This window comes from Streptomyces sp. AgN23 (assembly GCF_001598115.1).
Classification (GTDB): Bacteria; Actinomycetota; Actinomycetes; order Streptomycetales; family Streptomycetaceae; genus Streptomyces; species Streptomyces antimycoticus.
This window is the reverse complement of sequence record NZ_CP007153.1, coordinates 5657488-5676760: the sequence shown is the minus strand read 5'-3', so window position 1 is coordinate 5676760 and position 19273 is coordinate 5657488. Positions and strand designations below refer to the sequence as shown.

17 protein-coding genes and 2 pseudogenes are annotated in these 19273 nt (G+C 70.0%); 12 read left to right on the top strand and 7 right to left on the bottom strand.

All coding sequences use genetic code 11. The features are described from left to right. Positions 1-30: 30 nt before the first annotated feature. The 4 genes and pseudogenes from AS97_RS24435 to AS97_RS24420 form a co-directional block, all read left to right on the top strand. Entirely contained in the window at positions 31-717 is a 687-nt protein-coding gene (locus AS97_RS24435; RefSeq protein WP_059146458.1) for a DUF4232 domain-containing protein, read from the top strand. Positions 718-786: 69 nt separating this feature from the next. Further along, positions 787-1533, top strand: a complete 747-nt coding sequence (locus AS97_RS24430; RefSeq protein ID WP_125759238.1) for a VCBS repeat-containing protein — start codon at positions 787-789, stop codon at positions 1531-1533. Between the two features lie 164 nt (positions 1534-1697). Beyond that, positions 1698-1969: pseudogene (locus AS97_RS24425) on the top strand (MMPL family transporter); the annotation flags it as partial. Positions 1970-1977: 8 nt separating this feature from the next. Next, a pseudogene (locus AS97_RS24420) lies at positions 1978-2443 on the top strand (response regulator transcription factor); the annotation flags it as partial. On the opposite strand, the gene AS97_RS24415 reads toward AS97_RS24420, so the two are convergent. The 3 genes from AS97_RS24415 to AS97_RS24405 all read right to left on the bottom strand — a co-directional run bounded on the left by AS97_RS24415 (position 2401) and on the right by AS97_RS24405 (position 4512). Continuing rightward, positions 2401-2868: a GNAT family N-acetyltransferase gene (locus AS97_RS24415; RefSeq protein ID WP_059146456.1), complete on the bottom strand. Its 468-nt coding sequence runs from the start codon at positions 2866-2868 to the stop codon at positions 2401-2403. The pseudogene AS97_RS24420 and the gene AS97_RS24415 sit on opposite strands and share 43 nt — an antisense overlap. Before the next feature lie 22 nt (positions 2869-2890). Beyond that, the gene (locus tag AS97_RS24410; protein WP_059146490.1) at positions 2891-3616 is read right to left on the bottom strand and encodes a DUF899 domain-containing protein; all 726 of its coding nucleotides are present in this window, start codon (positions 3614-3616) and stop codon (positions 2891-2893) included. A gap of 236 nt (positions 3617-3852) precedes the next feature. Next, on the bottom strand, positions 3853-4512 hold the full coding sequence (locus AS97_RS24405; RefSeq protein WP_059146455.1) for a DUF4232 domain-containing protein: 660 nt from the start codon (positions 4510-4512) through the stop codon (positions 3853-3855). Between the two features lie 456 nt (positions 4513-4968). Here AS97_RS24405 and AS97_RS24400 point away from each other — a divergent pair, with 456 nt between their 5' ends. The 4 genes from AS97_RS24400 to AS97_RS24385 all read left to right on the top strand — a co-directional run bounded on the left by AS97_RS24400 (position 4969) and on the right by AS97_RS24385 (position 7379). Further along, positions 4969-5217 carry an ATP-binding cassette domain-containing protein gene (locus AS97_RS24400; protein ID WP_210565656.1) on the top strand — a complete coding sequence of 83 codons (249 nt, stop codon included), beginning with the start codon at positions 4969-4971 and terminating at the stop codon, positions 5215-5217. Next, positions 5214-5402: an ABC transporter ATP-binding protein gene (locus tag AS97_RS24395; RefSeq protein ID WP_210565655.1), complete on the top strand. Its 189-nt coding sequence runs from the start codon at positions 5214-5216 to the stop codon at positions 5400-5402. Before AS97_RS24400 ends, AS97_RS24395 begins: the two co-directional genes overlap by 4 nt. 241 nt (positions 5403-5643) lie before the next feature. Further along, on the top strand, positions 5644-6870 hold the full coding sequence (locus tag AS97_RS24390) for a hypothetical protein (protein ID WP_247204477.1): 1227 nt from the start codon (positions 5644-5646) through the stop codon (positions 6868-6870). Then, positions 6867-7379, top strand: coding sequence for a hypothetical protein (locus tag AS97_RS24385; protein WP_210565654.1), 513 nt, complete (start codon positions 6867-6869; stop codon positions 7377-7379). Before AS97_RS24390 ends, AS97_RS24385 begins: the two co-directional genes overlap by 4 nt. Here AS97_RS24385 and AS97_RS24380 read toward each other — a convergent pair. Then, a complete protein-coding gene (locus AS97_RS24380) occupies positions 7354-9477 on the bottom strand; it encodes an NB-ARC domain-containing protein (RefSeq protein WP_210565653.1) in 2124 nt (707 codons plus the stop codon). The genes AS97_RS24385 and AS97_RS24380 overlap by 26 nt on opposite strands. 152 nt (positions 9478-9629) lie before the next feature. Between AS97_RS24380 and AS97_RS24375 the strand changes: the two genes are divergently transcribed. Beyond that, the gene (locus AS97_RS24375) at positions 9630-12872 is read left to right on the top strand and encodes a tetratricopeptide repeat protein (protein WP_210565652.1); all 3243 of its coding nucleotides are present in this window, start codon (positions 9630-9632) and stop codon (positions 12870-12872) included. A gap of 510 nt (positions 12873-13382) precedes the next feature. Continuing rightward, entirely contained in the window at positions 13383-13940 is a 558-nt protein-coding gene (locus AS97_RS24370) for an NUDIX domain-containing protein (RefSeq protein ID WP_059146454.1), read from the top strand. 32 nt (positions 13941-13972) lie between these two features. Here the strand turns inward: AS97_RS24370 and AS97_RS24365 are convergent, their stop codons facing one another. Continuing rightward, positions 13973-14431 carry a nuclear transport factor 2 family protein gene (locus tag AS97_RS24365; protein ID WP_086709387.1) on the bottom strand — a complete coding sequence of 153 codons (459 nt, stop codon included), beginning with the start codon at positions 14429-14431 and terminating at the stop codon, positions 13973-13975. Positions 14432-14681: 250 nt separating this feature from the next. On the opposite strand from AS97_RS24365, the gene AS97_RS24360 reads away from it, so the two are divergent. Continuing rightward, complete coding sequence (locus AS97_RS24360; protein ID WP_059146452.1) at positions 14682-15038, top strand: DUF5335 family protein; 357 nt, start codon at positions 14682-14684, stop codon at positions 15036-15038. 30 nt (positions 15039-15068) lie between these two features. Here AS97_RS24360 and AS97_RS24355 read toward each other — a convergent pair whose 3' ends face one another. Both AS97_RS24355 and AS97_RS24350 read right to left on the bottom strand, forming a co-directional pair. Beyond that, positions 15069-15827 (bottom strand): sulfite exporter TauE/SafE family protein, encoded by a 759-nt coding sequence (locus tag AS97_RS24355; RefSeq protein ID WP_210565651.1) that lies wholly within the window; start codon positions 15825-15827, stop codon positions 15069-15071. A gap of 144 nt (positions 15828-15971) precedes the next feature. Continuing rightward, positions 15972-16637, bottom strand: a complete 666-nt coding sequence (locus tag AS97_RS24350) for a DUF4232 domain-containing protein (RefSeq protein ID WP_125762081.1) — start codon at positions 16635-16637, stop codon at positions 15972-15974. A 337-nt stretch (positions 16638-16974) separates the two neighbouring features. Between AS97_RS24350 and AS97_RS24345 the strand changes: the two genes are divergently transcribed. After that, on the top strand, positions 16975-19251 hold the full coding sequence (locus AS97_RS24345; RefSeq protein WP_210565650.1) for a serine/threonine-protein kinase: 2277 nt from the start codon (positions 16975-16977) through the stop codon (positions 19249-19251). Positions 19252-19273: the final 22 nt, after the last annotated feature.

The window sequence follows — 19273 nt, the reverse complement described above, 5'->3', positions numbered from 1 at the left end:
GACACCACTGATGACAAAGAAGGTCTTCCCATGCTTATCAGCCGCCCCCGGGTCCGTATGTTCGCCGGTGCCAGCCTGCTGGTGACTGCCGCGATGTTCGCCACCGCTTGCCAGTCGGACGAGACGAGCAGTGGATCCAGTGACTCGTCTGCCTCCGCCAAGGCCACGACCGGGGCCACGGCCGATGCCGCGGGCGGCAAGGACAGCGCCGCCGACTCGTCGGCCACGTCCCCCGGTGCGAAGGACAAGGGAGCCCAGGACGGCTCCGGTGCCGACACCGGCAACGGCGAGCGCGGCAAGGTCGGGCAGGTGTGCGGGGCCAACGACATTTCCTGGAACACCCGGGACGAGTCGCAGGCCGGCGGATACATCCTGGTCATGGCGAAGGCCAAGGCGGGGATCACCTGTGTGCTGCCCGCCGCGCTTCCCACGGTGGCCTTCGGGTCGGACGGCACCGAGGCGGGCCCCGCGGAGCAGTCCGTGGGACCCGCGATCACGTTGAGCGGGGGAACCACCGCCTATGCCGGGGTGAACCCGAAGACCACCAACGACGACAACGGCAAGGAACTGGACAGCATCATCGTCGCCGTCGGCAATGAGGACGCCAACCCGGTCTCCCTGCCGGTCGGCACCATCACCGTCGACAGGCCCGTCGTCACCAACTGGCACACCTCCCCGGCGGACGCCGTGCCCTTCGGCGGCGGAACGGACCAGTAACCGGCGGGCGACACCATGCCGGTGAAGGTGGCCCTCGCACTTCGCAGTAACGACGTTAGGAGTTCGTAGATGCTTCGCAAACGGACACGTCTGATCGCGGCGCCGATCGCGGCTGTCGCTCTGACCCTGACCATCGCCGGATACCAGGCCAGTGCGTCCGGGGCGTCGCCCTCGGGCGGCGCGGACCGGTCCGGCAGGGTCAGCGAGGCGACGGGCCCCTGTCTGGCCGACGCCACGACGCTGATCGGCGATCTCGACGCCGACGGCCACCCGGACAAGATCTCGAACCCCGGGCACACCGGCACCAAGATGACCATCCAGTGGGGCGCCGCGGACGGCTCGTTCGGCGAGAAGCACGCCGTCAGCGCACTTCTCGGCGCGAAGAAGGGGGAGGTCGCGACCGCCGCGGTCGCCGACTTCCAGAACGACGGCACCCTGGACATGGTCGTCAACATCGTCGAGCCGGCCGACGGGGACGACGCCTCGACCGCGCGCCTCGCGGAATACCGCCCCGGCCCGCTCGCACGGACGGACCTGAGCTCCGCCGACGCCCGGCACTCCGACATCGGCGACCAGGGCGAGGCCCAGCAGCTTCGGATCGCCAACTACGGCGACGACCCGTACCCGGACCTCGCGATCCTCAACAACCCCGGTGACGGGCAGCTGGATCGGGACGTGCGCCTGTCGACCGCGGGCAGCGGCCCGGGGGACTACGACTACGCGACGCAGGTGAAGTACGGGGAGTTCGGCAGCACGGCCGAGCCGCCGGCCATGCCCGGCGACGGCTGGAAGCACTTCTACAAGCCCTGCTCCTGACCCCACCCCGGCGCACTCTCCAGGGCCAGTTCCCGATCCCGGGACCTGGCCCTGGCCCTGTCTCGTCCACCGATCGGTGGACGGGAAGTTCAACCGGGCACCTCTGTCCGCCAACCGCACTGGCCGGCAACGCTTTTGGCCATGAACCCATTCCCCCTGTGCGCATGGCTCGAGGGAGCGCTCGGCACCCCTGGCGGGCCATCGTCGGCCGGCTGGTGTTCGTGGCGCTGTGCCTGGGGGTCGGCAGTGCCGTCGGCACCCACAGCGCGACCACGGCCGACTACCGGGTCGGCGAGTCGGCGAGGCCGGGCGGCCGGGCGGAGGCGATGGCCGTCGAGGGGGTCTGGAGCGCGGAGCCGCCGGACAGGTGCTGAACTCCTCCCGGTCGGGACCCTTCGACCGGGACGCGGCCGAGGCCGCGGCCAGGGACCTGACCGGCCGGCCGAGATCGTCGCCCGGTATCCACGGACCCGGGTGCTGATCCTGACGACGCACGACACCGACACGGAGATCGAGCGCGGGGTGGAGGCCGGTGCCCTCGGCTATCCGCTCAAGGACACCACCCGCGAGCGACTCGTCGATGCCATCCACGCGGCGGCGCGGGGCGAGTCGGTGCTCGCTCCCCGGGTCGTCGAGAAGCTGGTCGCGCGGCTGCGGCGGCCCGTTCAGGAGCCGCTGACCGGCCGTGAGACCGACGTCCTGGACGCCGTGGCGGAACGGTCTCACCAATGCCGAGATCCGACGACACCTCGTGATCGCCGAGGCCACGGTGAAGACGCATCTGCCGCGCCTGTTCGCCAAGCTCGATGTGCACGACCGGACGAGGGCGGTGGTGGTGGCCATGGAGCGGGGGCTTCCGCAGCGGCCTCACCGCTGGTCGGGCGTTGCCTCGGAGATGCGCTTCCGGTAGTGGATCCGGTCGTACGCGCCGTCCTGGCGGCGCTCGGTCACCTCGTACCCGTACCTCGGGTAGATCTCCTGGTTCTCCCACATGGCGGCGTTGGTGTAGAGCCGGATCTCCGGGAGGCCGAGGGCGCGGGCGTGCAGGTCGGCGAAGGCGAGCAGGCGCCTGCCCACGCCCTGTCGGTGCGCGTCCGGATCTACGGCGATGCTCTCCAGGACGAGATGGCCGGGCTCGGCCACCAGGACCAGCGCACCCACGACCGGGTCGCCGGTGACGAACACGCGCCCCGCCGCGACATCGGCCGCGTGGTCCGCGTCCATCGGCGCCGGGCGGAGGCCGATCCGGGCGACGTAGGGGCGGTATGCCGCGTCGGTGACGGCCTCCACCGCGTCAACGTCGGCTGCGGTCGCGGGGCGGATGCGGTCGTCCATGCCCCATAGCTTGGCGCACGGCTCAGCCCGGCTGGGCCTGGGTGCCTCGTTGGGTCTGGGCCACCCACTCCGGCGCCGGCGCAGCGTCGTCGTACGCGTCGTGCCAGTTCCACCATTCGTACGGCGGGGTCTGCGGGTAGCCCTCGGGCGAGTCCTCCCACTCCTCCTGCCGCCCGAGCGCGGTCATGTCGAGGTAGCTCCAGGTGCTCCCCAGCGCCTCGTCACCCCGGGCGTTGATGAAGTAGGTGCGACATACGCGGTCGCCATCGCGGATGAACGCGTTCGTGCCGTGCCACTCGTCCACACCGAAGTCGGCGTCGAAGTCGTCGGTGATCGTGTACCAGGGCATGGTCCAGCCCATCCGCGCCTTCACCCGCTCGATCTCCTGCTGCGGCGCGCGCGAGGCGAAGACGAGGGTGGTGTCGCGGGCGTTGAGATGGGCGAGGTGGCCCACGTGGTCGGCGACCATGGAGCAGCCGCGGCAGGCGTGGTCGGGCCAGCCGTAGACGACGGGCTCGAAGAAGGCGCGGTAGAGGATCAGCTGACGACGCCCCTGGAACAGGTCGAGCAGACTCACCCGGCCCTCGGGACCCTCGAACGCGTACTCCTTCTCCACCGCCAGCCACGGCATCCGCCGGCGCTTGGCGGCCAGGGCGTCACGGGCGCGGGTGAGCTGCTTCTCCTCTCCGAGGAGCTCCTGGCGCGCGGCCTCCCACTCCTGCGGCGAGACGATCGGAGGTGTTTTCATCGTGACGTCCACCTTCCAGTTCGGTCCGAGCTCCTGCGCTGGGCCAGGGGAACGTGAGCCGGGCACTGCTCAGCGGGCTCCCCGCGTCCACCCTCCAGGGTCGGCCGTCACCGGCGAGGGCGCACGCCGTTGCGCCGAAAATCAAACGTACGATCGATATCGATCGAGCGCATGACTCCCGGCGCTCATAGCAAAGCCCCAGGCCGGCGGCCCGGGGTTGCTTTGCTGTCTGGTGTCTACTTGCCGGTGCCGACGGGGTCCACCTTGATGGCGGAGCTGGAGCCGTCGGTGACGGGGACGTTGATGCTCACGGGCAGGGAGTGCGAGTGGGTCTCGTTGGGCGGGGTGACGACGAGCGTGGTGAAGGTCTCGCCGGAGCCGCCGGAGGTGTTCGGCGGGTAGTAGAGCGTGAAGCGGGTCTCCTCACCCGGCTTGACGCTCGTCTTCGGCGCCGCGAGGTCGCTGCGCTTGGCGCTCAGGGTGCCGTTCTTGCTCTTCAGGTCGACGCCCGGGAAGCCCTGCAGCGTGCAGGTGGCCGACCCGGTGTTCTTGAGGTCGACGATCAGGGTGCCCTCACCCATGCCGTGGGTGCTGCGGAAGGCGAGCTGCGAGGTGGCGCAGGCATCGGAACCGGCGTTGCCGCCGCCACCGGAGCCCGAGGAACCCGAACCGGAGGAACCGGAGGAGCCACTGTCCGAGGAACCCGAGGTGCCCGAGTCGGAGGAGTCCGAACCGCCGGAGCTGGACGAACCGCCGGAGCTGGACGAGGCGGCGGAGGACGAGTCGCCGCTGGCGTCCGCGTTGTCCTGGCACGCGGTCAGACCGAACGCGGCGACGGCGACGACCGCGGCGGCGGCAACCTTGCGAGCGTGACGAAGAGTGATGCGGTGCGACATGAGGCCCTCAGCTGTCGTGAACGTCGTCCCCGTCCCCCGGGGCCGTGACTACAAGTCTGTCCGGCTCCGCTGACGATCAACTAACGCCCCGTTAACGGCCTGGCAACGCTGTGACCTCGGGCTTTGTCGCCTGACCGACTATGGGGCCGTTATGCGCGCTGCGTGTGCTTTGACCGTCGGCGGCCGTTGAAGGGCGCTTTCTCCGGCAGTCTCTTCGTCCGCATGAGCGAACCGCTTAAATGCGAGGGTGAGTTACAGCGTGTACTGCACCTTCCTCTTCATCTGACCGGGCCCCACAGCCCCCGTGCCTCCCACCACGGTTGAGGCGACGGGCGTCGTGATGCTGCCCGAGGCCGTCCCGTTGTGACGGGCCCGGCCGCCGTCAGTTCTCGGAGGCCACTCTCCCCCTCCCACCCACCGGGGGTGACGTGTGCCTCCTTCCCGGAGGAAGAAGGCATGCCCGCCACCACCCATGTGCCTGCCCGCGAACGGGCCCAGCTGACCTGCGCCGATATCCGCGTCGAGCGCGGCGGCAACACCGTCCTGTCCGGCGTCGGGATGAACGTCTCGCCCCGCTCGCGCTGGGGCATCGTCGGCGAGAACGGCCGCGGCAAGTCGACCCTGCTGCACGTCCTGGCCGGCACCCTGGCCCCCGACGGGGTGACCGTCGCCGGTCGGCTGCACCAGCCGGCACGCTGTCCGTGACGTCCGGGGACCGGCTGATCGTCACCGGGCCGAACGGCGCGGGCAAGTCCACCCTCACCGAGGACGGCCGCGCCGTCACCGTCGCCGTCACCGCCCTCCCCACCGCCGTCATCAACGACCAGGCCGAACTCCCGAAGGTCATGCAGCACGTCATGGGTCTGGTGGACACGGCGGCCTGCAAGTAACGCCACGACCACGCGCCGACGCGTCGCGTCCGCCGCCTCCATCCCGTGTCACCACAGAACCCCAGGCCGACCGCCTGGGGCTCTTTCTTGCCTGGAAATCGGCACCTGCTTTCGGGCGGGCCCCGCAAGCTTTCCGCAAGGGGTCGGCAAGCCTTCTGTCCGTCGGGCCGGGCAGAGGACGGACGCGAGACCCACGAAAGTCCATGCCCGGAATCCGCATGAGAGATCAACGGGGGGCGCCATGTCGGCGTTGAACACGATCGCAGAGCCTTCGTCGGACGAGCCACGCCAGTGGCTCACACTGGTGGAACGCAAGAAGGTACTGGCCGTCGTCCACACCATCACCTACGCCAAGCGACTTCTCGATGTCCTGTCGCTGCTGGAGGCCGACTTCCGGCTCCAAGTGGTATTCACCACGCCGCCCCACGTCTTCGGGGACGAAGTACCGCGTTTCCTCCAACAGTTGGGAAGCCCCGTACTTCCCTGGGCAGAGGCCACCCGTATGACGTTCGACCTCGCGGTGGCGGCAGGGCCGCGTGGGGTGGAGCAGGTGCAAGCGCCCCTGATCACGATGCCGCACGGCGCCAACTACCTCAAACGCCTGCCCGGGATGTCGGACGCGGGCGTGGCGGGGCTCCGCAGGCGGGACCTCATGCCGGGCGGCAAGCCGCCGGCCGCCGTAGTCGTACCGCACCACGCTGACCTGCGAGAGCTGGGCCGTCATTGCCCCGAAGCGCTTCAGCTGGCGCATGTTATCGGCGACCCCGCGCACGACCGGATCACCGCGAGCCTGCCGCAGCGCACCGCATATCGCCGTGCGCTGGGTCTCGCGGACGGGGAGCGGCTGGTGCTCGCCGTCTCCACCTGGGGTCCGCACTCGTTCTTCGGCCGTTTCGAGATGTTGCTGCCCCGCATGGTCGGGGAGCTTCCCTCCGGGCGGTTCCGTACGGCCATCCTTGTCCACCCCAACGTTTGGTCGGGCCATGGGCCGTGGCAGGTCAGGACGTGGTTGGCGTGGTGCAGTCGGCTGGGGGTCAGCGTGGTGCCGCCGGAGGCGGACTGGCGCAGCGTCCTGATCGCCGCCGACTACATCGTCGGCGACCATGGCTCGGTCACCCTCTACGGAACGCTCACCGGGGTGCCGATCCTGTTGACCGGGTCCCCGGAGCCCGAAATCAACCCGGGCTCTCCGGCCGCCACGCTCGCCGTCACCGCGCCGGCGCTGTCCCCGGCTCATCCGCTCCCCGAGCAACTCGACTACGCCGCCGCCGAATACCGCCCGGAGGAGTACGCCGCGATCGCCGGGCGCATCACCTCCGAGCCCGGCCGCTTCTATCGCAATATGCGGCGGCTGATGTATCGGCTGATGGGATTGGGCCAGCCCGCCCACGAACCGCGGGTGATACCGCTCCCGGAGCCGCCGACACTGCGAACGTGGTCGTCCGATCGTGGGGAGGCATCGGCATGAGTCGTCCGGCCGGGTGTTTCGTCACCGTGGAGTGGTGGGAGAAGGCTCCACTGGATCCAGCGCCGACGCCGTCCGTGTGCCTCTGGACGGGCCGGGCGGCGGGCGGAGGCGTCTTGCTGGCCCGTACCGGTCTCGTGGGCACCCGCCGAGCGACCGTCCTCGACGAGCACCTGACGGTGGACGCCGATGCCTGCGCCGACGCACGCGGGCTGGACTGCGCCGACGTGCTGCGTGGAAGCCGCCCGCGGTCGATCGCCGAGGCGGTGCGGTGGCTGGCGGAGGTCGGACCCGCCGGACCGGGGTGCCGCCTGGCCGCCGTACCGCTGACCGGTGGCGGCTGGGTGGCGCGCGGCGGTACCGACCCGGACGTGGTGGCCCTGCCCTGCCGAGTGCCACCGGAGCAATGGCTCTTCGTGTCCTGCCTGCACGCCTGGCTGGTGGCGGGGCTCCCGCTGAGCGGACTGTTGGAGACTCGCCCGCGGATCACGTACCGCTCGGCGATTCCCTGAGTCGACGCGCGTCGGAGGGGCTAGTGACCTCGAAGAGCGCAAGCGCCCGGGCGCGGAAGTTCCGTGCCGCCGTCTCCTCCCCGCGTTCCCGGGCGCTGTCTCCGAGCATCTCGAGGGTCCGGGCCTGCCAGTGAGCAGCCCCGGACGAGGTGAACACCGTGAGGGCCTCTTCCATCGCCGTCACACCCACCACGTGTTCACCGGCGCGCGCACGGGCACGCCCCAAAAAGACCAGGGCGCGCGCCGCGTCATGGGGGTCGTTGACGGCCAGCAGACCAGCGCGCGCGTGCGTGAAGTACTCGACGGCGCGGCCGGTTTCGTCCTGGGCGAGTGCGATCTCACCGAGGACGATCCTGGCCAGGGCCACACCGCGTGGGTAGCCGCACGCTTCCCACAAGGTGATGGCCTGGTGGAGATACTCCACGGCAGCCACCGTCCGCCCGGCCTCCCGGTGGCAGCCGCCGAGGCCCAGTAGCGCCTGTCCCTCGTCACGTACATCGCCCGCCTCGCGCGCCGCCCGGCGGGACTCCTCGTACCACTCGGCCGCGTCCTCGACGCGGCCGGCGGCGCTGAGGCCGATGGCGCCGGAGTTGAGCATCTGGCGCTCGGCCTCAGCGTTACCGTCTCTTCGGGCCGCCTCCAGCCCGATCTCGTGAGCCTCGATCCACAGATCGTAGTAGCGCAGCCGAAGGAAGACCGGCCACATGGCGTCCACGAGCTGCCAGGTCATCGCATGCCACTCGGATGCCGCGGCAGCGCGTATCACCGCCATGAGGTTCATCCGGTGGGCATCGAGCCAGGCGAGCGCGCCCGGATCGTCGGTGAAGGGGATGGGGAGCCCGGAGGGTTGGGCCACGTCTCTGTCGAGGGTGAACTGCGCGGGTGTAATCAGCTTCTCCGCTTCGGTGGCCGTCTCCAGATACCAGTCGCAGACCCGCCGCAGTGCCTCCGCACGAGTCGTGGCGCTCTCCTCCGCGATCGCTCGGCCGTGGGCGTGGACGCGCACCAGGTCGTGGTGGCGGCAGACGCCAGGGCCGATGTCCTCCATCAGGTTGGCCTCGACGAGTTCGTCCAGCCGGGACTCCGCCCACGCGAGGGAGGCGGCGCAGGCCGCGGCGGCGCTTCTCGCGTCGAAGGTCCGCAAGGGCAGTGGGCCGAGCCTGCGGTAGAGGAGGGCGGCGCCCTCGGTGAGTACGGCGTAGGAGGCGTCCAGAGCGTTGCTCACTGTGGTCTCCCCTTCCACTTGCAGCGCGGCCAGCCGCTCCGTGTCCCGAGTCAGGGCATCGGCCAGTGTCTTCACGGACTGTCGTGGCCTCGACGCCAGGCGCGCGGAGGCAAGGCAGACGGCAAGGGGCAATCCTGCACACAGCGCGACGACCTGGCGCGCCGCCTGAGGCTCGTTCGCGACGCGGTCGTCGCCGATCGCACGGCTGAGCAGCTCGGCCCCGGCGGCCGGTTCCAGCGCCTCGAGTTGGTGCATCGCCGCTCCATCCATGCGGAGGCCAGTCAGTCGGCGGCGGCTGGTGACCACGGTGAGTCCACCCGGACCCGCGTGCAGCAGCGGGCGGACCTGGGCAGCGGTGAACGCGTTGTCCAGGACTACCGCGATCCGGGCATCAGCGGTCCAAGACCGCCACAGCGACGCCTTTTCGGCCATATCAGCGGGCACCGAGCCGGCACCGAGCGCCCGCAGGAACTGGCTCAGAATCTCGCCAGGGCCCGAGGGGCCCTCGGTGGAGTGCCCCCGCAGGTCGGCGTAGAGCTGTCCGTCGGGGAACTCGGGCGCGAGCGAGTGCAGCCAGCTACACACCAAGGTCGTCTTGCCGATCCCGGCCGGGCCGCTGACCACGATCAGCGAGCGGGCCGGGCCGCCATGCCCACCGCCGGTCAACAGTCCATCCAGCGCCGCCAGATCGTCGCCACGCCCGGTGAAGTGGGCGGGTACCGGCAGGAGCTGCCGGGGTGGCGGCACCGCGGTTGCCGCTCCCGTGTGCACATGGATGCCGCCGTGAATGTCGCGCGCCTGTACCGCGGGACCGAGAATCCGGGCCTGGCCGCCGATCAGGTTCTCGTGGGCATCCCCAGGTGCCTGGCCCATCCGTCTGCCCCCCGGTCAGTCGGTTGCCGTTTGTGTGGATCAGCCCGGTTCTACCCTCGAGGAGGCTTCGACGATGCACCCGGGAACGCCCGATGACGTGATCCGGCCAGTGCGCCGCCAACGACGTATGGCGGCTCTCGATGCCCCATGCCATGCTCACTGAAAAAGGACAGACCAGCGGGAGGACGCTGGTGGACATCCATTTACTCGGGCCGGTGGAGCTTCGGCTGGAGGGTCGGCAACTGAAGCTCGGTTCTGACAAGGAACGGGCTCTGCTAGCCGCTCTGGCGCTGGAAGTCGGCCGCCCCATCTCCATGAACTCGCTCCTGGAGCGGCTCTGGGACGGCAAGGCCCCACCACGCGCCCGCGAGAACACACACACATACATCTCACGGGTGCGTAAGCATCTCCGCCTCGCCGGCACCGGGCCGAGCTCCCCGCGCATCACCAGCCGGGCCCACACCTACGTGCTGAACACCGACCCCGACTCGGTGGACTTGAACCGTTTCCAGCGCCTCACCGATCTGGCCGGAGCGGTGGCGACAAGCGGCGAGGACGAACGCGTCGTGGACCTCCTTACTCGCGCCGAACACCTCTGGCAGGGAGAGGCCCTCGCCGGGCTCCCCGGCACCTGGGCCGAAACCGTACGCCGCTCGCTCGCCGAGCGCCGTCTCCAAGCGGCCATTTCCCGCATCGCGGCTCTGCACCGGCTCGGCCGTTTCGCGGACTCGATCGGGGAGCTGTCGGCCATGGTGCGCCACCACCCGGAGGACGAGACGCTGGCAGGCCAATTGATGCTGGCGTACTACGGCAGCGGCCGATACACAGACGCCTTACGGGTGCATCAGCAGGCCCGCCAACTGCTGATGTCGGAATTCGGCTCCCGGCCGGGGGACGAACTGGACCGAATACACCGTGGCGTTCTTGACCGGACACCCGTGGACCGGCTCCTCAGGACCGCCGCAGCCGCGGCGTCCTCCGGGCCTTCTCCCGAACGGCATTCCTCTGCGCAGACTCCGCCACGCAATCTGCCGTACCAGCCCCCGCTCATCGGCAGGCGCTCCGAACTCGACGCCTTGATGGCGTCCATCGACACAAAGCCGGGGAAAGGGGCTGTGCTGACGCTGGAAACGGTCAGCGGCATGGCCGGGGTCGGCAAGACGGCGGTCGCGGTGGACACGGCTCGGAGACTGGCTCCTCGATTCCCCGCCGGTCAGGTCTTCCTGGACTTGCGGGGCCACTCCCCCTCCCAGGAACCGCTGAGTCCGGGTGCGGCCCTTGCCATGCTCCTGCGGCTGTTCGGCGCCCCCGCCGATTCGATCCCCGTCCGGTTGGACGAGTTGATCGCCCTGTGGCGGACCACTATCGCCGACCGCCGGGCCGTAATCGTGCTGGACGACGCGGCGGGGCCGGACCAGGTCGCACCGCTGCTGCCCGGCAATTCGCCATGCCTGACCATCATCACCAGCCGTCGGCATCTGACGGGGCTTCCGCATGCGGTGCCTCTTGCCCTGGACGTGCTGCCGACCGATGACGCGATCACTCTTTTCCGGAGTTTCGCGGGTGCGGCACGGACCCAGGACATCACAGAGACCGCCCGCATCGTGCGCCTTTGCGGCTATTTGCCGCTTGCCATCGAATTGGTGGCCAACCGGTTCCGTTCCCGCCCCTCTTGGAGCCTGACTACCTTGGGCGAGCGCCTGGCGCGCAGCCCCGGCCCCCTCGGTGAGATCCGCAACGCAGATCAGGAGATTCTACGCGCCTTCGCCCTTTCCTACCGGACCCTTGACGCAACGCAGCGCACCACGTTCCGGCGCCTGGGGCTACATCCGGGGCCCGACTTCACGGCCGAATCGGCCGCCGTGCTACTCGACCTTCCCCCCAAGGAAACCGAGCGGCTGATTGAATCCCTGCTGGAGTGTCACCTCCTTCGGGAACCGGCGCCCGACCGGTACCGGTTTCATGACCTGCTGGGCGAATACGCCCGGATGCTCGCACTTTCGGAAGACAGCGCGCGGGAGCGCGAGCAGGCCCTGGAACGGCTCATCGCCTCGTACCTACGGAACGCGGAGCAGGCCGACCGAGTGGCGTACCCGCGGAGGATCCGGCTCGCGCCGGACGGTGCGCAGGGGCCTCCGACCCTCTCCCGTATGCGGAACGCCCATGACGCGCGCGCCTGGTTCGCCGCCGAGTACGGCAACCTCCTGGCTGTCGAGCGCCACGCCCGCACCCACGACTCCCGGCCGTCTGCGGCCCGGCTCGCCCACGCCTTGGCGGGGTTCCTGGAGTCCGAGTGTCACTGGCAGGACGCCATCGACATCCTTCAGCACGCCGCCGACCACTGGTCACGCACCGGCGACCAACCGGCCCAGTGCCACGCCCTGCTCTGCCTCAGCTCCAATCACGCCAACACGGGCCGATATGCGCAGGCCGTGGAGGCGGGCGAGCGTGCACTGGAGATCGCGCGGGAGACCGGGGACCGGGAGGCGGAGTGGGAAGCCTATCGGAATCTGGGAGTGATTTATTGGCATCAGGGCGAGTGCGAGATGGCAGTCGCGCTACACCAGAAGGCACTGGCGATCGGCGCGACGACAGGAAATGTCTGGAATGAGGCCAGATCTCGCAACAACATCGCGATCTCCCTACTCGACCTCGGCGAACCAGAACGCGCACTCGACCACTTCCAGAAAGCGATATCCGGCTTCCGGTCCGCAGGCGACCAGTCAGGCGTAATTAGAACGCTCAACAATCTAGGCGACCTGTACTCACGCAGGGGCGACCACGAACAAGCTCGGAAAGCCTTCGAGGAATTACTCCCCCTGGCGGAGTCCACGGGAAATCCCTACACGCGGGCAACGGTACGCACCAACTTGGCCGCGAATCTCACCAAGTCCGGCGAAACCGGGCGCGCACTGGCGCTGCACCAGCAGGCATTGACGGACTTTCGCATATTGGGCGACAGAAAGAGCCAGGCGACAGCGCACAACGGACTGGGGGAAGCGCACTTCAAGGAAGACTCCATCGACGCGTCTGCCGACAACCACCTGAAGGCCTTGGACATCGCCCGCGATATCGGAGCAACTCAGGAGATCACGCGCGCACTACGCGGTCTGGGACGGATCGATCTCGACTGCGGTCGGCTGGATTCGGCGGCGGAGTACTTGAAGGCATCCATAGCAACCGCACACAAGGCCAATGCGCGCGACGATGAGGCCCGGGCACAGGCCCTCCTCGCGGAGGTACGGCTGACAGCGGGCGATACGGCGCAAGCGCGAGAACTGCTACAGAAAGCGCTCTCTGCATTGCGTGCATTGGACGAGCGGGAAGCGAAGCGGGTAAGCAAGTGCTTAACCGACGTCCTCGGCGGGACAGCGAATTTGACTACCGAAGAGTAATCCGCTTCCATAGCCTGCCCCTCGAACAATTGACTGGCGCCCTCAGTTGCGGTCAGCCATTTCGACAGGTCAGTCATTTATAGGATAACCTCACCGCCATGAACGGGAACACCGATCGGGTGAATGAGGTCACACGTTGACACGTATGCGCAATGCTCTTCTGACCGCAGCCCGTGCGACGGCCATCGCCGCAGCAGTAACGTTTTTGGCCGCAGCTCCGGCGTCTGCCGTATGCATGCCAACGAAGACTGGCGATAAGCCGACGATTTCTGCGCAGTCAGCGAATACCGCTCCAGACGTGCAACGAATACGAACCAGCGGTGGGATCGAGCAGTCGATGACCCCGATTACGACGGCGGATCGCCCAACCCTCCCCTGAACCGAGTCACCTCACCCCCATCCCAGGAAGCCCCGGGCGCGCCACCGGCCCGGGGCTTCCCTGCGTGTGACCGCGCTCGGGTGACAAAAACCGCGCGCCGTAGGGGGCCTCGCATCGTTAGGATCCGGCGCATGGCCACAGCCGACCACGCAGTCACCCATGTCCTTACGGGCTACCGGCCGAAGACCACCGCGGAATGCGTCGACCTCGAGCGGGCGCTCGGCGTTGTCGAGGCGGGCGGCGCCCCCTGGGACCGGTCGACGCCCCTTCACATCACCGCATCCGCCCTGATCGTGCACCCCGACAGCGGCCGTGTGCTGCTGCGCTGGCACCAGCGCCACCAGTCGTGGCTGCTGGTCGGCGGGCATGGCGACCCGGGCGAGTACGACCCGCTCGCCATCGCCCTGCGGGAGGGGCAGGAGGAGACGGGGCTGCCCGATCTGGCCCCGTGGCCGGACGCGGACGTACGGCATCTGGTGATCGTCCCGGTCCCCGCGAGCAGCCGGGAGCCGGCGCATGAACACGCCGATGTGCGCTATGTGCTGGCCACCAGCGTGCCCGAGGCGGTACGGCCGGAGAACCCGGACGCGCCGCTGCGCTGGCTGACGCCGGACGAGGCGCGGATGGCGATCACCGAGGCCAATGTTCTGGACACGCTGTCCCGGGTGGAGTCCCTGCTCGCGGGCTGATCCCGGGGATCCCCGAGGGCACGGCGCAGTGGTCAATTGTCCTGTGCCGTGCCCTGCGGGGTGCTGAACGCCTGGGCGACGGCGAGGCTGTCCTCGTAGACGTGGTGCCGGGTGACGAGACCGCCTTCGAGGGTGAGATGCAGGGCGAACCGCGCACGATAGGCGCGTCCGGTGGCCCGGGCGGTCTGGCGGATCTCGCCCAGCACGACCGCGTCGTCACCGTCGACGAGGATGCGCTCGACCTCGGTGGCCGCCTGCTCGGGCACATGGTGGTGGGCCAGCTCACGGAAGTGGGCGGCCACGTCCGCGCGGGTGGAGCGGTGGCGGATCCACGGAGTGGCGGGGCGGCCGTGCTCGGCCTCCGGCCAGTCCAGCTTCCAGTCGCTGCGCTCGGCATACAGCTCGGCGATGCGCTCGGGGTCACCCTCACCGATGCGGCGCAGCAGTTCCGCAACCAGGGCGCGGGTGGTCGTGGGTGCGGCCAAGGACATGGTGATCCCTCCGATCGGAAGCCTTGCGGGAAGCGATCACCATGCTGCCGGGGGCCGCGGCGCGGTGCGATTACGTCCCAGGTAATGCCCCCGGGGGAACGGGGTGCGGCCGACCGTTTTGTCCGGGGAGGTCAAGCCCGGCCGGACCGATTCGACCCGGGTGGACGTGGCGGCCCCGGGCGGTGGCGTCCACCGTGGGAGGGGTTGGCACCGCAGGAGGAGCAGTGGAGGAGCGGAGGGAGGATCGACGATGGCCGGTTCCACAACGTTCGATCGCGGGGAGTGGCGGACCACGCTCGATCAGGTCACGGCCGAGCACGAGGGGGAACTCGCCACCATCGAGGTGCTGGACCCGTCGGTCGGGCATCAGTACGAGGCCGAGCGGCTGCCCTTCTCCTCCCTCAGCTACGACCCGAAGGACGACACGGTGATCGGTGCCGTCGGCGGGAAGTCGCCGCGGTATCCGGTGGTGCTGCGGCACCTGGTGTGGCATCCCACCGAGGTCGATGTGACTACGGAGGACATCCCGGAGGCGGCCGTCCGCGTCGTCGCGCCGGACGGGAGCATCACCTTGATCACCTTCTATCCGGAGGAGTCCGGGACGTAAGCGCCATCCGCCGGGTCGGGAGGTGGCCGTCTAGCGCCACAGCGAGATGGCCAGGCCCAGGCCGCCGAGGGCGATGGCGATCCGGAGCGGAGTTTCGGGCAGGCGGCGGACGACCAGAGGGCCGAGCCAACTGCCGAGGAGAGCGCCGAGGCCGAGGGATACGGCGGCGGCCCAGTTCACGGGGGCGACGGCGACGTAGGCGACGGCCGCCGTCACATTGGCGGCGCCGGTCGCGATGTTCTTGACGGCGTTGGTGACCGGGAGGGGCTCCGTGGCGGAGAGCGAGAGCACCGCCAGCATCAGGACGCCCGAGGCCGCCCCGAAGTAGCCGCCGTACAGGCCGACCAGCAGGACCGCGCAGGCGAGCGGGAGGGTGGGCCGGGCCGTGCGGGCGGGGGAGGGCGAGCGGGAGGCCACGAGCCGGCGGAGTGGATCGCGGACCAGGATCAGCACCGAGCCGAGGGCGATCAGCCACGGTACGACGGTCTCGAAGGCGGAGGACGGGGTTCCCAGCAGCAGGGCGGCCCCGACCGCGCCGCCCAGCGCCGCGATGACGCCGAGTCGGAGGAGACGGTCCCGCTGGCCGCGGAGTTCGGCGCGGGATCCCGCCGCGGTGCCGACGGTGTTGGAGAACAGGGCCACCGTGTTGGTCACATTGGCGGCCACCGGCGGCAGGCCCACCGCGAGCAGCGCCGGATAGCTGAACAGCGAGGCCAGCCCCGCGATCGAACCGGCGAGCCCGGAGGCCACCCCGGCCGACACCAGCAGCGCCGTCGAGTCGACACCCATCCGTTCCCCCTGTTCGCCGGCTCGGCGACGTCGCTGTTCCTTCTTCACGCCGGCGGCGTCGCTTCATACTCCAGGGATGCTGTCTCTCATACAAGACAGCGTTCATGTATATAGACGTGGGCTGACCCCGAGGGCCGCGCGGACCTACCAGGTCAGGGCGTCCTGCGCGGTCGTCTGCCAGTACGTGACCTGGGCGGCGCTGTCGATGTAGACCGAGCCGCCGGGCAGCTCGACGCTCACCGGGTCCTCGCTGCCGTCGACGAACACCTCGAGCGAGTTGACCTCGCTGCCCTCCGAACCCGAGCCGTCCCCCGCGGAGGTGGTGATGCCCGCATAGGCGCTCTCGCCCGGGGCGAGCATGACGACGGACTGCGGCTGGCTGTCCTCGTTCACCGGGGTGGCGGCCTGCGCGCTCTCGCCGAACTTCAGGCCGGGGTAGCCGACCAGCTTGCAGTCCACGCCGGCCCCGTTGGTCGCCTTGAGCAGCAGGTGGTTGATGGGGTTCTTGACCTTCTGGACCGAGAAGACCGTCTTGTTGACGTCGCAGTCGCCGATCGGCTCCTCCTCGGACCCCGCCCCGGCCTTCTGGGCCTGCGTCTTCGCGTCCTTGGCATCCTTGGCGCCCGCGTCGCCCCCCTTGGCCGTCTTGTCCGCCGAGACCGAGGCCGACGAGTTCGCCTTGCCCGAGTTGTCCGAACCTCCGTCCCCGCTACCGCCGCACGCCGCGGTCAGGCCGAGCGCGGCGACGGCCAGCATGGAGGCGGCGATGGTACGGACGGTGCGGCCGCGGCGGTAAGCGGTGACGTTCATGGTGGTCTTTCCTTATGGGTCGGAGCGGCGGTCCGGCCGGTGTTCCTCTCCGGCCCTCGGTATGGCCATGAGCCTGCCGTGCCGCGCTGGTGTAAAGCTGCCGCCGCAACGCCGTTCCGCTAACGCGCCACTAACGCGACCGCACGGCCCTCACCTCCAGTTGGCCGACCCGCCCCTCCGCCGGTCCGTCCGTTTGCCCCCCGCCGGCCGACGCTCCGCCGGTAACCGTTCCGCCACGCCCTGGGCCACCCGGTCCGCCGATGCTCCCGCCGACCTAATCTAGGAGTCCGGTACGGCCGTTCAAGACGCGGAGACAGCGCGGGAAAGGGGATCGGCGATGCCGCTGGCCACCGGGGATCCGGAATCCATAGGCGGCTACACCCTGGTCGACCGGCTGGGGTCGGGCGGCATGGGCGTCGTCTATCTCGGGCGTTCGGCGTCGGGGCGGCAGGTCGCGCTCAAGCTGGTCCACGAGCAGTACGCGCAGGACGAGGAGTTCCGGACCCGTTTCCGGCAGGAGGTCGCGGCGGCGCGCCGGGTGAGCGGGGCGTTCACCGCCCCCGTCGTGGACGCCGATCCGGAGGCCGACCGGCCGTGGATGGCCACGCTGTATGTGCCGGGGCGCACCCTCTCCGAGGTCGTACGGAAGAACGGCCCCTTGGACGGGCACACCTTGCGGACGCTCGGCCTCGGGCTGGTCGAGGCGCTGCGCGAGATCCACCGGGCCGGGGTGGTGCACCGGGATCTGAAGCCCGCCAACATCCTGTTGGCCGAGGACGGGCCGCGCGTCATCGACTTCGGCATCTCCCGCGCCGTCGACAGCCAGACGCTCACCGTCACCATCGGGCGGGTGCTCGGCACCCCGCCGTTCATGTCGCCGGAGCAGTTGCGCAGTCCGCGGGACGTCACGGCGGCGTCGGATGTGTTCTCGCTGGGGTCGCTGCTGGTGTTCGCGGCGCGGGGCAGCAGTCCGTTCGAGTCCGACAGCCCCTATCTGTCGGGCTACCAGGTGATGTACGAGCATCCGACGCTGGACGAGGTCCCGACGCCGCTGCGGGGCATCGCCGAACGGTGTCTGGCCAAGGAGCCGGAGGCCCGGCCGAAGCTGGACGAACTGCACCCTATGCTGCGTGCGCTGCCGGACTTCCCCGCGGCGGAGCGCGTCGTCACCGCCGGTGGTCCCGGGGCGGACGGTGGTCCCGGGGCTGCCGCCGCTGGGCATCCCCCCGCCTCCTCGACCCACGCTCCCCGGCCCGACGCGCAGCCCGCTCCCCAGCCCCCCGGCTCGCGGCCCTCCGGCTCGCGGCCCCCCGACCCGGGGCGGACCGCACCGCGGCGGGTAGCTCGGCGGCGGCTCGTCGTCACCTCCGCCGGGGTGGCCCTGGCCGTCACCGGGCTGACCGTCGCGGCGGCGGTCTTCGCCCCGGACATGACGAAGTCGTCGGGCGACGCGTCCGCCGCCTCCGGCACCGCGCCGTCCCAGAAGCCCGCCTCACTCCCCGAGGGCTGGAAGCCGTGGCGGACGGATCTACGGGTCGAGACCGAGGGGCCGCCCCTCGTCTACCAGCAGTCCGGATGTGTCCCGGATAACGGCCGGACCCTGTACTGCGGCGGAAACGGGTTCACCATCGCCAAGGTCGATGCCGCCACCGGCCGCGTCCTGTGGCGCTGGGGCACCCGCCCCCAGGCGGCGCGCCCGATCGGAGTGCGGGACGGAATCGCCTACGCCTACAAGGCATCGGAGGATGGCCACCGGTGGGTGGTGGCCCTGAACGCCGCCACCAAGCGACAGCGGTGGGAGCAGCGGATCAACGGCTCCGCGCCGGCGCAGCTGTTCCGCGGCGGGGTGCTGACGCTGTCGCCGGACGGCAATCAGCTCGTCGCCTACGGGACGTCGGGTGAGCGGCTGTGGCAGTCACCGGCGCCCCAGGGGACGTACTGCGAGCCGACGGTGCTGGGCGGCGAACCGTACGGCCTGTGCTCACCCGTGACCTCCAACGGCCTGGCCACCGAGGGCCCGTACGAACTGCTGCGGTTCGACGCCTCCGACGGCAAGCAGCACGAACTCACCACTCTTCCGAAGAAGACGCTGACCATTGGCGCGGCCACGGGCAAGCCGCTGTTCCTGATCCCGCAGACCGCCAAGGAGGTGTACGACTCGGGGTACGAGCGCCCGTACACGTCCATGCTCCGGGTCGATCCGAGCACCGGCGAGGCCAAGCGGATCCCGCTGCGCCGCCCCGTGCTGGGTGAACCGTCCCTGCTGCACGGCGTCGTCTACTTCGTCCGTGCCAACGGCACGGTCACCGCGGTGTCGGCCGACAGCGGCCGGGAGCTGTGGCAGCGGTCGACGGAGACGGAAAGCCTGTCCGCACCCGTGCTGTCGAGGCGGTACGGGCAGCTGTACTTCTCCAACCGCTTCGGCCGGCTGCTGGCGCTGAACGTGGACGACGGCACGGAGGCGTGGCGCACGGCCGCGCTGGACAACCCCGGGACGGCGGCGCAGGACACGGAGCCGAGGGTGGTGCTCGTCCAGGACGCGATCGTGGGGACGGCCGGGGACACGGCGTTCTCCGTGCGCCCGGACCGTCCCTCGGCGCGGCCCCCGTCCTGATCGACGCGGCTGCGGTCGACGC